Origin of the sequence: Wolbachia endosymbiont (group A) of Clivina fossor (genome assembly GCF_964026865.1) — a bacterium.
Classification (GTDB): Bacteria; Pseudomonadota; Alphaproteobacteria; order Rickettsiales; family Anaplasmataceae; genus Wolbachia.
Genome location: NZ_OZ034707.1, coordinates 741445 through 755246, shown reverse-complemented (window position 1 = coordinate 755246; position 13802 = coordinate 741445). Strand labels below are relative to the sequence as shown.

General features: G+C 35.1%; 11 protein-coding genes and 3 pseudogenes. 3 read left to right on the top strand and 11 right to left on the bottom strand.

The window, feature by feature from the left end:
- The first annotated feature begins 106 nt into the window (after positions 1-106).
- The gene (locus AAGD99_RS03920; protein ID WP_341822644.1) at positions 107-1312 is read left to right on the top strand and encodes a hypothetical protein; all 1206 of its coding nucleotides are present in this window, start codon (positions 107-109) and stop codon (positions 1310-1312) included.
- Between the two features lie 252 nt (positions 1313-1564).
- Here AAGD99_RS03920 and AAGD99_RS03915 read toward each other — a convergent pair.
- The 11 genes and pseudogenes from AAGD99_RS03915 to AAGD99_RS03870 all read right to left on the bottom strand — a co-directional run.
- Positions 1565-1717: pseudogene (locus AAGD99_RS03915) on the bottom strand (transposase); the annotation flags it as partial.
- A 43-nt stretch (positions 1718-1760) separates the two neighbouring features.
- Positions 1761-1895, bottom strand: coding sequence for an IS3 family transposase (locus AAGD99_RS09000; protein WP_353272951.1), 135 nt, complete (start codon positions 1893-1895; stop codon positions 1761-1763).
- Positions 1892-2125, bottom strand: coding sequence for a DDE-type integrase/transposase/recombinase (locus tag AAGD99_RS03910; protein ID WP_341822643.1), 234 nt, complete (start codon positions 2123-2125; stop codon positions 1892-1894). Before AAGD99_RS03910 ends, AAGD99_RS09000 begins: the two co-directional genes overlap by 4 nt.
- A complete protein-coding gene (locus AAGD99_RS03905) occupies positions 2125-2343 on the bottom strand; it encodes a transposase (protein ID WP_341822642.1) in 219 nt (72 codons plus the stop codon). Before AAGD99_RS03905 ends, AAGD99_RS03910 begins: the two co-directional genes overlap by 1 nt.
- Positions 2340-3428 (bottom strand): annotated as a pseudogene (locus AAGD99_RS03900) (IS110 family transposase); the annotation flags it as partial. The gene AAGD99_RS03905 and the pseudogene AAGD99_RS03900, both read right to left, overlap by 4 nt.
- Before the next feature lie 2 nt (positions 3429-3430).
- Positions 3431-4445 (bottom strand): IS630 family transposase gene (locus AAGD99_RS03895; protein ID WP_341822214.1). Its coding sequence is split into 2 segments (ribosomal slippage): positions 3431-3979 and positions 3981-4445, totalling 1014 coding nucleotides; the frame shifts between segments, so codons are not numbered across the junction.
- A 53-nt stretch (positions 4446-4498) separates the two neighbouring features.
- On the bottom strand, positions 4499-4780 hold the full coding sequence (locus AAGD99_RS03890; protein WP_341822641.1) for an IS110 family transposase: 282 nt from the start codon (positions 4778-4780) through the stop codon (positions 4499-4501).
- A gap of 893 nt (positions 4781-5673) precedes the next feature.
- The gene (locus AAGD99_RS03885; RefSeq protein WP_096641498.1) at positions 5674-6039 is read right to left on the bottom strand and encodes a hypothetical protein; all 366 of its coding nucleotides are present in this window, start codon (positions 6037-6039) and stop codon (positions 5674-5676) included.
- A 119-nt stretch (positions 6040-6158) separates the two neighbouring features.
- Positions 6159-7826 (bottom strand): aminopeptidase P family protein, encoded by a 1668-nt coding sequence (locus AAGD99_RS03880; RefSeq protein WP_341822640.1) that lies wholly within the window; start codon positions 7824-7826, stop codon positions 6159-6161.
- Positions 7827-7831: 5 nt separating this feature from the next.
- A complete protein-coding gene (gene mnmG, locus AAGD99_RS03875) occupies positions 7832-9853 on the bottom strand; it encodes a tRNA uridine-5-carboxymethylaminomethyl(34) synthesis enzyme MnmG (RefSeq protein ID WP_341822639.1) in 2022 nt (673 codons plus the stop codon).
- An 85-nt stretch (positions 9854-9938) separates the two neighbouring features.
- Positions 9939-10953: pseudogene (locus tag AAGD99_RS03870) on the bottom strand (IS630 family transposase).
- A gap of 411 nt (positions 10954-11364) precedes the next feature.
- On the opposite strand from AAGD99_RS03870, the gene AAGD99_RS03865 reads away from it, so the two are divergent.
- Both AAGD99_RS03865 and AAGD99_RS03860 read left to right on the top strand, forming a co-directional pair.
- Positions 11365-12453: a Fic family protein gene (locus AAGD99_RS03865; RefSeq protein WP_341822638.1), complete on the top strand. Its 1089-nt coding sequence runs from the start codon at positions 11365-11367 to the stop codon at positions 12451-12453.
- Positions 12454-12791: 338 nt separating this feature from the next.
- Positions 12792-13802 carry an RDD family protein gene (locus tag AAGD99_RS03860; RefSeq protein ID WP_341822637.1) on the top strand — a complete coding sequence of 337 codons (1011 nt, stop codon included), beginning with the start codon at positions 12792-12794 and terminating at the stop codon, positions 13800-13802.

Sequence of the window (13802 nt, the reverse complement as noted above, 5' to 3'; positions counted from 1 at the left end):
AAAACAAAGCTTTATTAATTAAATATTATAGTTAATAATTACACTTTCTTGACAAGTAATTAAAATAGTGTTAAACTGCGTGCATAAAATAATTAATGAGGTTACGATGTTAAGAAGTATTATAAAAGTAAAATTAGAGAAAAACTGTTGTCCTTTTGAGAAATTAGAAAACTTCTTTGCTGAAAGGGTATTTCATATAGATGATCGAAAAGGATTCAAAGATTCTTCAGTAAAGTTAGTTATCGAGTATCCCTACGATTCAACTTTAACTTTAACTCTACCAAGAGAAGCAATACCTAATTCTTTCGCTTTGCAGCTTTTATCTTCACTTTATAGAGGAAATGCACTAGCTTTACCTGTTATATTAAAATATCTTGCTCATAGGGATTTATCCAAAGATTTTGGTGAGATCAGTAAAAAATTACAGGCCAAAATGGATCAAGATATACAAGAAGCTCAGCTACAACACAATTCTGAAATTTCTAAAGAAATTGAGTTATGCAAAAAAGATATTTTAAATGTTCTGGATGGTGGTAAATCAGTATTGAGTGTTCAATTGAAGCAAAAATACTATTCTATACTAAAAAATGATGTTAAAGAATTAGAGGCTGAGATTTCAGAAGAACTAGAAGATTATGTTAACAACACTAACATTCACGAAATATATCAAAGCCTTAACAGTAAAATAAAGAAAATAAAGCATTATAATAAAATAGTATATCGTACACTTTGTACTTCTGGTTTTGTCGCAATGTCTTTATTGATTGTTCCATTGATAGCATTGATAGCATTGATGGCATTTGATGTAACGACTAAAGGTGGTGGTTTTTTAGAGGCTCTTATGTATACAGCAACTCCATTTTTGGTTGTTGCAACGTTAGCACTTATAATAGCAGGTGTAGCTTACTTAGCAAGTTGTTATCTAGAGCATAGTTTTGCAAAAGAAATGCAAGACTTTATAGAAGGACCAAAATATGTAGATAAAGCAACTAATACTGAAGATGTGAAGAAATTAGAACAAGAAGAAACAGAAGTAGGCGATTATGGTAAAAAACCTTCGGCACCACCATACGATGGACCTAAGCAGCCAAGATTGTACCCAAATCTTTCAGAAGTACAACAACCACCATCATACGAAGAAGCTTGCTCTACCGTGCAACCGAAAGATTCACAACCAAGCAGTAATCTTGATTCTGCTGAGCCTGAGCAGCCAAAACTAGTTATGGATCTTTTAGAAAGTCTTCCAGAACAACTAAACGCAAAATTGGGTCCTGTTCTACGTCCATCTAATACAGCAAGAGGTGTAATTTAGGGCTAGAGGTTATGATTGTAATAAAGATATAAAAAAACGGACAAGTCAAGTAAAGTTACAAATGTAATTTTGCTTGACTATCCATTTATCACCACCTAAAGCAGCTAACAAAGCCATCTCATATGACATTTTGTCTATACCTAATTAAGCATATCAATAAGTAAGTAAATTTTAATATAATCTTATTATACTTATAAATATGCTGTATATAGCTAACCTAAGTAAGGTTTCCCCGAGTGCTGAAAAACAAAATCAATAGCCGAATTGATATCGGGCCAAAAGCTTGGCAGCGCTTTTTTTTATGGCATGCTTGATGGCAAACCAGAACTTCTCAATTGGATTTAAATCAGGCGAGTATGGCGGCAAAAATAAAACTTTACATCCAACACTTTCTATTAATTTTCTCGTTCTTTCAGACTGACCTTACCCAGAAAAAGTAGAGAGAAAGTTAAGACGTTTTTGTCATGAGAATAAATTGTGCAGGAATGCAATAATTAATAGTAGAATGCCTACGTTGTTTGTTATAAAAGATTTCTATGTATTCAAATATGGCAGTTCTGGTTTGTTGAGCGAGAAGTATCAATAAGCAGCTCCCTTTTGAGTGAACTTTTCTGCAACAGAGTTATCGTAACAACATCCCTTATGGCTCATGCTGGAAATGATGTTTTTTGTATTCAATAGAAATTGGTAATTTTGAGAGGTATACTGTGACCCTTGATCGCTATGTAACAGCAGATTTTTATCGGGTTTGTGCTTATTAACGGCCATCAATAAAGAGTCAATAATCAATTGTTTATTTATTGAACTGCTCATTAACTACCATGCGTGAATATAGATCCTGCCAAATATAGCCATCCTTCTTTGGTTTTTATATAAGTAATATCGGTTACCCAAACTTTATTTGGCTGATCAGTGGTGAATTTTTGATCCAATGTGTTCGGAGCCACAACTCGGTTGCTTATTTGCTGTTTTTTATTTTTGAACCTTCGTCTAAGTTTGGCTTTAATGCCATTTTCTCCTAAGAAACTCACTCAACTAACTCTTCTTGTTGAACTAATATGTAGCCAAATTCGCTCGCTTTTTTGATCAAATTTTTTACAGTTCTATCTTTATAGCGTGTTTCATAGTATTCCATTCCTTTTTCTACATATTCCTGTCCGTATTTGAGCATACTATAAAATATGCATGCCATTTTTCTTGCAGTAGCTGTTATTGCTTTTGGTGCTCCTAGTCGTTTTTTCAATCTTCTGTAGTATGCACCCAACGCACTTTTACTATTTCCTACAGAATGAGCAGCTATTCGCAAAGCATTCGCAGCACGGTTAATGACTTTACGTGTTCTTGTGTTAAACACTTTTTCCCCTGTAACTTTATTAGCAGGACTGAGTCCCAACCACGACGAAAAGTGCTTTTCTGTTGGCCATTTACTATGGTTTATACCAACTTCTGAAATTATGGTTTGTATACTTAATACATCAAATCCAGGAATTTTAGTGAAATCCATACCAGTTATTCGGTGCAGTTCCTCATACAAAGCAAAGCTTGGCTTACTTTTGCTATTTTTATTCTTTTGCTTACTTAGCTGTTTGCTTTCACAAGACTTTGTTTCAAACGTTTTATAATAGGCTTCAATATTTCTATCACATTCTGCTATTTTTTCTTGATAAATATTATATAATTCAAATTCTTGCTTTAGCGTGAATAAGTGTTCCTCTCTATAGTCACCAGCTAACGCTTTTGCAATAGTAGACTGATCATTTTTCATTCGCACGTCCCTGAATTCTGCTAATTTTTCAGAATCTCTTTCGCCTTCAATTATAGCTTCAATGATTTTCATACCAGTTATCCCAGTAATATGACTAATAACCTTGTGTAATTGTATATTCATTTGAATTAATGCCTTCTGCATACGCAGAATATGTGTAGATGCACTTTCAGTGAGATTTTTGCGTTGCCGCACGTAACTGCGCAATACACACATCTGATTATCTGGCCTAAACGATCCATGAAGCAGTCCGTAGCTATGCAGTTGTTGGAGCCATTGGCAATCTTGAACGTCAGACTTCCTACCAGGTACATTCTTTACATGCCGTGCATTTACCAATCTTATACTAAATCTCATAAATAAGTAGGCAAATAACTCACAGAACAAATGGTTTTGATCGAACTTTCCGTAATATTACGAATGAATGCACATACAGTATCCTCCAATAAACTAACAGAGTCATATATTCTATTTTTAATGAGATTGTCTTTCAAATATTGCCATAAACGCTCTACTGGATTTAACTCTGGTGAATATGGAGGTAAATAGATTAAGGTAATATTTTGTGGTATTTTTAAACCTTTGGATCTATGCCATCCTGCACAATCCACAACAAGAAATGCCTCCCTTGTTCCTAAATATTGTGACATCTGCTCAAGGAATATATTCATACAATCAGTATTGACGTTTGGTACGAATAAGCTAGAACTCTCTCCATTTCTAGGATTAACTGCACTATAGAGATAAAAGTTTTGCCTACCTAATTTTACCTTAACCTGTGTCCTAATGCCTTTTTTAAACCACCCGTGTCCAATCTTTGAATGTGTGCCAAACCGCGACTCATCGAAGAAAAATAGCTCTTTTTCGGGATACGTGACAATAGTTTCATTAAGATTTTTTTTTAAACTCTTCTTGTTTATTTTTATCCTGTTTATTGTGCACAGGCCTTGGAGTAATATACGAAAAACCTAACTTTTGCATCAGTCTATGTGCTGTAGACTTACTTACCTCAATAGAAAACATTTTCTCAATTATGATTTTTAATTTCTTAGCCGTTAGGTTGGCTCCTTCTTCTGCTATGACATTTTTAATTTCTTCTTGCTGCTTGTAGCTCAACTTCGGCTTTACTCCACGTCCTGGTTGTATTTTAAACGCATTGACTCCTCCTTCCTTAAATCTTGTAATCCACTTCATCAATGTAGTTCTAGTAATTCGGTATATTTGAGCAACTTTTGTTATTCCATATTCTTTTGCAGATATTATTGCCTGTAATCTTCTTCCTATCTCTCCTCTTATGCCGTGCTTCTTTAATTCCAGGTTACACTTATTATATAATTCTTCTCCTATTGCTTTACTTTTTCCTGCCATAACTCCCCACTAATTCTTAAATTATTCTATTTTAGAAATTTTTCTTTATTCGTCTATTTATTTTTAGGAATTGGTATTACCTCGAATTTGTATGACTCAAGTATTTGAAATAAAGGAATCCAGTATACTCCTGTTGATTCCATAGCTACTGTTGTAACTTTACACTTTTTCAACCACTGTGCTAAGTTATGAAGGTCTTCAGTAAAGCAGCCAAATTTCTGAACGCGTTGTTCATCTCTTCCTTCAGGTACACACACATAGTGTACAGCTGAACCAATGTCTATTCCTGCTGCATTAGGATTCACTATTTCTAATTTACTTTTTGCTTTTTTCATGGTAACTCCTACATATAATTTGTAATAGGGAAACGCTTCAGCTTGGAACGGTTGATAGTACAATCTCCTAACCGAGGTAGTCTAAATGACTCCATCAATGATTTGACCGTTCCTTCCAAAACCATGCTTGCATACGGGCACTTAGGCACCATTGAAAATGTCGGTCATAACTGCAGAGGCGCTCCCTGTACAACTATACTTGAAAACTACTAAAAACTTAAATTTGTGTGTTTCTTTCTGATTTGACAGATTTCGTCTGTTCGATGCTTGCATAACACTTTGTACTGTTTTAATTTTTGCCTAAAGCTTTTAATTCAGCGTGAATTTTAGGGATCTGCATTTGGATGCTTTTTTTGAATATCTGCTAGAAGCCCATCTCTTGCTAATTCCTTACTGCTTTTTCCCTTAGCAACCCATTTATAATAACCACCAGCAGATATGTCTAAAACCCTACATAGTTCCTGTATTTTATAGCAATTTCTATATAAAAGAATACTTTACTCTTTTTGTTTGGCCAGGGCTTTTTTTTAAATGTCTCTTTCTCTTGTTACTCTTGCTAGTTCTTTTTTTAGATCAAATCTTTCTTTGTCATAAGGAGCCTTTGTCTGGAAATGCGTATGCTTCTGACATTTTTCCATCATATTTTCTTACCCATTTACTTAACATACTGCCATCTATGCCTAGATCTTTTGCTATTTTTTTACTTCTGTTTCTTTAACCAGCTTAACAGCTTCTAATTTGAATCCTGCTGCTTCTATTTGCCATATTTTGAAAAAACGTTTTATTTTACTCCAAAAACGTCTTAACTTTCTCTCTACTTTTTCTGGGTAAGGTCACTAGACACTTATGCAGCTGTGCATAGAGTGACAGAAGAGACTTGCGTTAGATATTGTTTATTTACTTTCGATCTTTTCTATCAATTTTTTAACTAAGCCTCTTAGCTTTTTACTGGATTCATCAAGCTCTTGAATCTGCGAGCTATGCTCTTTCATTAGTTCCTTATAGTTACCTCTTATGTAGTCAATCATTTCCTTCATCTGAGCAATCATCTTGTTAACATCCATACTACCCAAATCAGGTACCATGCCAGGCATAGCCCCTTCTAACATACCGCCAGCCATAAGCTGCTGGGACATTTGCATAAATGGTTTTAAAGTCTGATTAAGCAATTCAGGATCCTTGGCTAATTTTTCTATTTGCTCTTTGCAAGTATCCATATACTGCTTCATAAATTCATCTTCTTGTCCTTTGTCTATCATAATATGTCTACCTAAAAATACGTATTCTTTATTATATATCGTTTTTAAATTAAAAACAATACAAAATACCTATCACAATTGCATTAATACTTTTTAAACAATAAAAAATGCTCCTTTGCTTACAAATGGTCACATACCTTCTTTAACCATTCCTTATCTTTTACGCTATTTTCTAAGTTTTCATAGACAAATTGATGATAGCTATTTATCCATTCAATTTCATCTTTAGTAAGCATTTGCACATCTATTAGCCTTCTATCATATGGAATGAAGGTCAGTTGTTTGAAATGTAAAAAGCTATTTTCTTGTCTGTCGACATACATCAGATTTTCAATTCTTATTCCATACTCTCCCGGAATGTAATAACCAGGTTCGTTGGAAAGTATCATTCCTGGCGTGAGTTTCACTTTATTGCCCTTTGATATTGCTTGTGGTCCTTCGTGTACTGATAGGTAACTTCCTACTCCATGCCCTGTACCATGCATATAGTCCATTCCAAATTTCCATAAATGCGTACGTGCCAATATATCCAATTCTCCACCAGTAGTGCCAGAAGGAAAGATGACACTTGCTATAGCAATGTGAGCTTTCAATACTATTGTATAGTGGGTTATTTGCTCACTAGTCGGATTACCAACCACTACAGTTCTTGTCACATCAGTTGTGCCATTAAGGTATTGGCCACCAGAGTCAATCAAATATAGTCCACTTTTCTGAATTACCTTATTCGTCTTACTGCTTGCACGATAGTGAATTATTGCACCATTTTCATTAAATGCGGAAATTGTTGGAAAACTTGGTTGCTTAAACAAATTCTGTTCTTTTCTGTATTCTAAAATCTTTTCTTCAGCTTCAAGTTCTGTACCAACATTACTTTCAAGCCAATGTAGAAAGTTTGTAACTGCCACTCCATCTCTGATATGCGCATTTATAGCCCCAGCTATTTCAGTTTGGTTTTTTACTGCTTTATAAATTAGACAAGGATCTTCTCTTTCAGCTACCTGTTTATCTTTTATTACAGCCATGATACTCATTGGAGTTGTGTTTGGATCTATAACTATTGAATTTAGCTTGTGCAGCGAATTTTCTAGCTCACTAATATCAAAAATATTTATATGATTGCCTAAATTTGCTTCTATAGTTGAATGTTCTTTATCTTGAATAAACAAATCAACATTACCGCTTTTATACAATATAGCACGGCCCAATATACATGGAGTATATTTGGCATTTTCATTTCTTAAATTTAATAGCCATGAAATTGAATTTGGATCAGTTAAAAGCACTGCTTCAGCTTCTTTATCTATGCTTTTAGCGACTTTTTCACATTTATTCTTGCTACTTTCACCAGCATATTTAATAGAATGTAAAACCACTGCTTGTTTTCGATAGTCACTTTTTTTTCCAGCTAAACAGGGTATTAATTTACAGATATTCTCATACTTTCTTATATCTTCTATGGTAAAATATTGCAAATAGTAACCTAGTGAGGTGGTCAATGTTAAGTTTGCTTTTACCCATTCGCGTGGATCCTCTTCTTGTATATTATATACTTGAAAATTGCCCCGATCGAGCTGATTGCGAGCTTGTGTGATATAGCGTCCATCCGTAAAAAATGGGCACTTGTTGTCTTTTGTAACGATAAGTAGCCCATTTGTTCCTGTAAAGCCACACAGCTTTGTTAGCTCCTCTGAATACTCATTTAAATATTCATCTTTAGTATGCAACATAAATGCGTCAACATTTGTTTCACACATAAAAGAACGAAATTCTTCGATTTTTGACATATACCTCACGCAAAACTAGCAGCTACTTTCGTTTTCTTATTCCTAAGGTACACTAATATGCTCACTATCGCTGCGGGAGTGATGCCTTGTATTTGCTTTGCAATGCCAATCGTCGCTGGTTTTATCGTCTGCAACTTTTCTATTACTTCACTTGACAGGCCTTTAACTTGTGAATAGTTAAAATCAATTGGAATTTGAGTGTTAATTTCCTCTCGTAAAAACTTCATATCTGCTTCTTGTCTTATTAGATAAGGTTTGTATTTTGCTTCAATTTCAACTGCTTCGCATATTTCATTCTTAGTTATGCTACCCATTGCGGCGTCATTCCAGCGCGTAACGCTGCTTTTTTCCTGGATCCTAGTGTCAGCTACTCGGATGATATGAGAGTGTCCTGAGATGACGGAAGAGGATCCAGTATCCGTTGTGCAGCGCGTGATGCTGCTTAACTCCGGCCATATTTCTTGTAATTTATTCCAGTCGATGTTTGGATAGCTGAGTAAATCTAGTGCCGTTTTTCTTATCCCATCATAAGATATTTTAATACCATAAGACCTAAGCTGCTCAGGAGTAATCGTCAGACTCCCTAACTTCTCTTCAAGCTGCTTAATGGATTTAAGTTTATTCTGTAAAACAGAGTATCTCTCATGCGAAACAAGGGAAATATCATAACCTTTTTGTGTTAATCTTCTATCCGCATTGTCTGACCTGATAGCTAGCCTATATTCTGCACGTGAGGTAAATAATCTATAAGGCTCGATCACCCCTTTGGTGACCAAATCATCTATCATTACACCGATATATGAATCTGTGCGGTGAAGAACAAAGCTTTCTTTTTTTTCAGATGCAGAGAGTGCTGCATTAATTCCGGCGATAATTCCTTGCCCTGCTGCTTCTTCATATCCAGTGGTGCCATTAATTTGGCCAGCAAAATATAGACCTTTAATTTTCTTAGTTTCAAGAGTATGGCTTAGTTCTCGTGGATCAATATAGTCATACTCAACTGCATATCCAGACCTCAATATTTCTGCGTTTTCAAGTCCTTTGATACTCTTTATCATTTCATTTTGCACTTCAACAGGCAATGAATTTGAAATTCCGTTTGGGTATACAGTATCATCATCCAGCCCTTCTGGTTCTAAAAATATTTGGTGACTACTTTTTTCTGCAAATTTATTAACTTTAACTTCAATGGATGGGCAGTATCTTGGTGCAACAATGTCATCCAAATACGAAGAAGCTGACCTATGAAGATTTTCTCTAATTATTTTATGCGTATTTTCATTAGTATGGGTAATAAAGCATGATACCTGAGGTTGGTTAATTTTTTCTGTGAGATAAGAAAACGGCACAGGTGGGTTATCACCCACTTGTTCTTGCAATATTGACCAGTTTATAGTATTACGATCAAGCCTTGGTGGAGTTCCGGTACGCAGTCTACCTAATCTAAAATCATATCTCTTCAACGTATTTGCAAGTTCTACTGCAGACTTATCTCCCATTCTTCCTGAAGGAGTTGTTTGCTCTCCTATATGAATCACACCCCGCAGAAAAGTCCCTGTAGTTAGAACGACTTTACTTGTTGGTATACGTTCACCTGAGCTTATCATTACAGCTTTAATGCACGGTTCTCCATTGCCATTACTTTCTATAAGAAAATTGTCAACTGACTCTTCTTTTACCGTCAAATTGTTATAATTTAGAATAATTTCCTGTATTGCCTGCTTATATAATTTTCGGTCTGCCTGTGCACGTGGTCCCCATACTGCTGCACCTCTGCTGCTATTTAAAATGACTGAGTGTATGCTTGCTTGATCGATTGCTCTTCCCATTATTCCATCAAGAGCGTCAACTTCCCTGACTACAACACCCTTTGCAACTCCTCCAATTGCTGGATTGCAGGACATTTCTCCTATAGTTGAAATTTTATGAGTTATAAGCAGCGTGTTTGCACCAAGGCGAGCTGCCGCAGCAGCAGCTTCGCACCCTGCATGACCACCACCTACTACTACTACGTCATATTTATGCATGCTTTTTTGAGTAATTCTACTCTACTAATATTCCGATTATCAACGGTTAATGTCAAATCTTGTTATTCCAATGTTATACCAAATCTCATAAATAAGTAGGCAAATAACTCACAGAACAAATGGTTTTGATCGAACTTTCCGTAATATTACGAATGAATGCACATACAGTATCCTCCAATAAACTAACAGAGTCATATATTCTATTTTTAATGAGATTGTCTTTCAAATATTGCCATAAACGCTCTACTGGATTTAACTCTGGTGAATATGGAGGTAAATAGATTAAGGTAATATTTTGTGGTATTTTTAAACCTTTGGATCTATGCCATCCTGCACAATCCACAACAAGAAATGCCTCCCTTGTTCCTAAATATTGTGACATCTGCTCAAGGAATATATTCATACAATCAGTATTGACGTTTGGTACGAATAAGCTAGAACTCTCTCCATTTCTAGGATTAACTGCACTATAGAGATAAAAGTTTTGCCTACCTAATTTTACCTTAACCTGTGTCCTAATGCCTTTTTTAAACCACCCGTGTCCAATCTTTGAATGTGTGCCAAACCGCGACTCATCGAAGAAAAATAGCTCTTTTTCGGGATACGTGACAATAGTTTCATTAAGATTTTTTTTTAAACTCTTCTTGTTTATTTTTATCCTGTTTATTGTGCACAGGCCTTGGAGTAATATACGAAAAACCTAACTTTTGCATCAGTCTATGTGCTGTAGACTTACTTACCTCAATAGAAAACATTTTCTCAATTATGATTTTTAATTTCTTAGCCGTTAGGTTGGCTCCTTCTTCTGCTATGACATTTTTAATTTCTTCTTGCTGCTTGTAGCTCAACTTCGGCTTTACTCCACGTCCTGGTTATATTTTAAACGCATTGACTCCTCCTTCCTTAAATCTTGTAATCCACTTCATCAATGTAGTTCTAGTAATTCGGTATATTTGAACAACTTTTGTTATTCCATATTCTTTTGCAGATATTATTGCCTGTAATCTTCTTCCTATCTCTCCTCTTATGCCGTGCTTCTTTAATTCCAGGTTACACTTATTATATAATTCTTCTCCTATTGCTTTACTTTTTCCTGCCATAACTCCCCACTAATTCTTAAATTATTCTATTTTAGAAATTTTTCTTTATTCGTCTATTTATTTTTAGGAATTGGTATTACACACTGGAATAACAGAAACCTTACTTGATTAGCTTAAACTTTCTTCCTTCCCTTTTGAAGAAAAGTGCTCAAATTTATTAGCAGAATGGGGTGGATGCTATTGAAATTAAGCACGCTTCAGAGTGATTTTTTTTAAAATGTACAGTATTTCTGTGAACTCTCTCAAACAGCTAAGGGGTTATACAGGTCAGCAGACACGCAAAAGTTAAACTTGTGCCAATAAATGAAATAGATCAACTATCCAGAAAGTAATCTACAGTATTTAGATTTGCAAATGTTGCATTATCTGCATTTTATCAGCATAATATAGAAGTAATGTAATGCAGATATTATGCCGATAAAATTTACACCAAATTATACAATTACCTCCAAAATCGCTGGTTGTCTTATGAGGATTGAAGCAGCAAAGGAAAAAGTGTTACATTTACCACTCACTGTATCAATGCTTTCATCTCTTCGTGAAACTGCAAGGCTCTATACAACACACTACTCTACTATGATTGAAGGAAATCGACTTGAACCTAAACAGATTGAAGAGATTTTAAAGCATAAAGGTCACTTCCCAAGGTATAAGAGAGATGAAAATGAGGTTAAAGGATATTATGCAGCCTTAACTCGAATTGAACAATGGGCAGCAAGGAGAATACCCATTACTGAGAAAGCTGTTCAAACACTACATGCTCTAGTAATAGCAAGTGGAAAATCTAAAATAAAACCAACACCTTATCGTGATGGTCAAAACGTTATTCGTGATAGCCGTACACGTGCAATAATTTATATGCCACCTGAAGCAAAGGATGTACCAAAGCTCATGAGCAATATGATTGATTGGATTCGTGACGGTGAGCAAGTGCCTTGCCCAATTATTGCAGGTATTGCGCATTATCAATTTGTAACAATTCACCCTTACTATGACGGTAATGGTCGTACTGCAAGATTGTTGACTACATTAATTTTACACCTTGGTGGATATGACCTAAAAGGACTTTATTCATTGGAAGAATATTATGCCAAGAATCTAGGAGCGTATTATGAAGCAATCAGTATAGGTCCATCGCACAACTATTACATGGGAAGAGCTGAAGCAGATATTACCAAGTGGATAGATTATTTTGTGGAAGGTGTGGCAATTGCATTTGAGAATGTTTTACAGCGTATAAACGAGGAAGGGCACAGAACTGACCAGACTGATCTTATACGTAAACTTGATCCTAAACAGCGTAGGGCTCTTGAGCTCTTTGGGGAATTTTCCATGATTACAGCTAGTCAAGTAGGCAAATTATTTAATTTTAAGCCTCGCACCAGTGCTCAGCTTTGTAAAAAGTGGGTAGAAATGGGATTTATTGAGGTTGTAGACTTTTCCAACAGAGGAAGAAAATACAAGCTTAGCAAGCAATATGAGGATTTGATTTCAAACTAAAAACTGTTTCTAATCTAGAATTCGGGTTAAAAGCACGCACTCAAGGCAAGTAGGGCATCGTAGGACATGAGTACTAGCAGAATGGGGTGGATGCTATTGAAATTAAGCACGCTTCAGAGTGATTTTTTTTAAAATGTACAGTATTTCTGTGAACTCTCTCAAACAGCTAAGGGGTTATACAGGTCAGCAGACACGCAAAAGTTAAACTTGTGCCAATAAATGAAATAGATCAACTTACCCAGGTTGCTTGGTTGAAAGCAAGAAGAAGACAAGGAGTACAAATTTACTATTATTTAACTGCTAGTCTGGTATGTTAGGCAATCGTGTTGGATACAAAAATGGATAACTATGCGGGAATTACTAAACGCGTTGCAGCGTATGTAGTTGACCAAATGATATTTTATCTAATTTTTGGTTTATTACTTTTATTCACATTAAACAGATCACCCTACGCTGATTTGTCCAATGCTGACCTATTTGATGCTGTTCTTTCCTATACAACCTTTATGTCAGTACAAGATACAGTGTTAGGAGCACTAATGTCTGTAGTATTAGAAGCATTAATGATAACAAAATTTGGCTGGACTCCAGGGAAATTTTTATGTGGTATATGTATAAAAGATGCAAACAAAATTAAAAACGCTACTCTAACGCAAGCAGCAGTAAGGAGTAGTTTTAAGGTATTTTTGTGGGTACCCAGCTATATTTCTGAATGGTTTTTAGTTTTACCAATATTGGCCCTATTACTTGCAATATTTGACCAACGCAAGCAGTTTTTCTACGACAAAATTGCAAACACGGTAGTGATAGACTATAAACCTGAAGAATGTCACTTAAATTTAAACTATGTAGGAATAACTAGGCGCGTGGTAGCATACATTATTGACCGTTTTATTATTACGGGTATTTCTTTAGTCTTTTTCTATTTTGCAGAAATGACTTTTGACCCTGTTAGAGCTGAACTATTAGACACATGCTTATCTTTTTTGCTACCAATAGTATTTGGAGTATACATGATAAGAAGATTTAGCGGTACTCCAGGACAATTATTATGCAGTATTCACATAAAAGATGCAAATACACTTGGAAATATTACCCTAATGCAAGCAGCAATCAGATGTGTTTTGTTTGAAGTTACTACTTTGATATTGGATTCTATATTCACGATGAATATATTTTTTGATTTGCTTGATAAGTATATTTCTAAATGGTGGTTTTATCCTTTAACAAACTTAGCCTTTACAGCTATAATACTAATTTTTATATTTGCAATATTTGACAAACGAAAGCAGTTTTTTCATGATAAAATTGCAAAAACAGTGGCAATATACCACAAATCTTCAAGATAA

Bases quoted from the DNA above. Each gene is read 5' to 3' on its own strand.
- mnmG (WP_341822639.1), bottom strand. From the start codon at position 9,853: ATGCATAAATATGACGTAGTAGTAGTAGGTGGTGGTCATGCAGGGTGC.
- AAGD99_RS03880 (WP_341822640.1), bottom strand. From the start codon at position 7,826: ATGTCAAAAATCGAAGAATTTCGTTCTTTTATGTGTGAAACAAATGTT.
- AAGD99_RS03860 (WP_341822637.1), top strand. From the start codon at position 12,792: ATGGATAACTATGCGGGAATTACTAAACGCGTTGCAGCGTATGTAGTT.
- AAGD99_RS03920 (WP_341822644.1), top strand. From the start codon at position 107: ATGTTAAGAAGTATTATAAAAGTAAAATTAGAGAAAAACTGTTGTCCT.
- AAGD99_RS03910 (WP_341822643.1), bottom strand. From the start codon at position 2,125: ATGAGCAGTTCAATAAATAAACAATTGATTATTGACTCTTTATTGATG.
- AAGD99_RS03885 (WP_096641498.1), bottom strand. From the start codon at position 6,039: ATGATAGACAAAGGACAAGAAGATGAATTTATGAAGCAGTATATGGAT.
- AAGD99_RS03890 (WP_341822641.1), bottom strand. From the start codon at position 4,780: ATGAAAAAAGCAAAAAGTAAATTAGAAATAGTGAATCCTAATGCAGCA.
- AAGD99_RS03865 (WP_341822638.1), top strand. From the start codon at position 11,365: ATGCCGATAAAATTTACACCAAATTATACAATTACCTCCAAAATCGCT.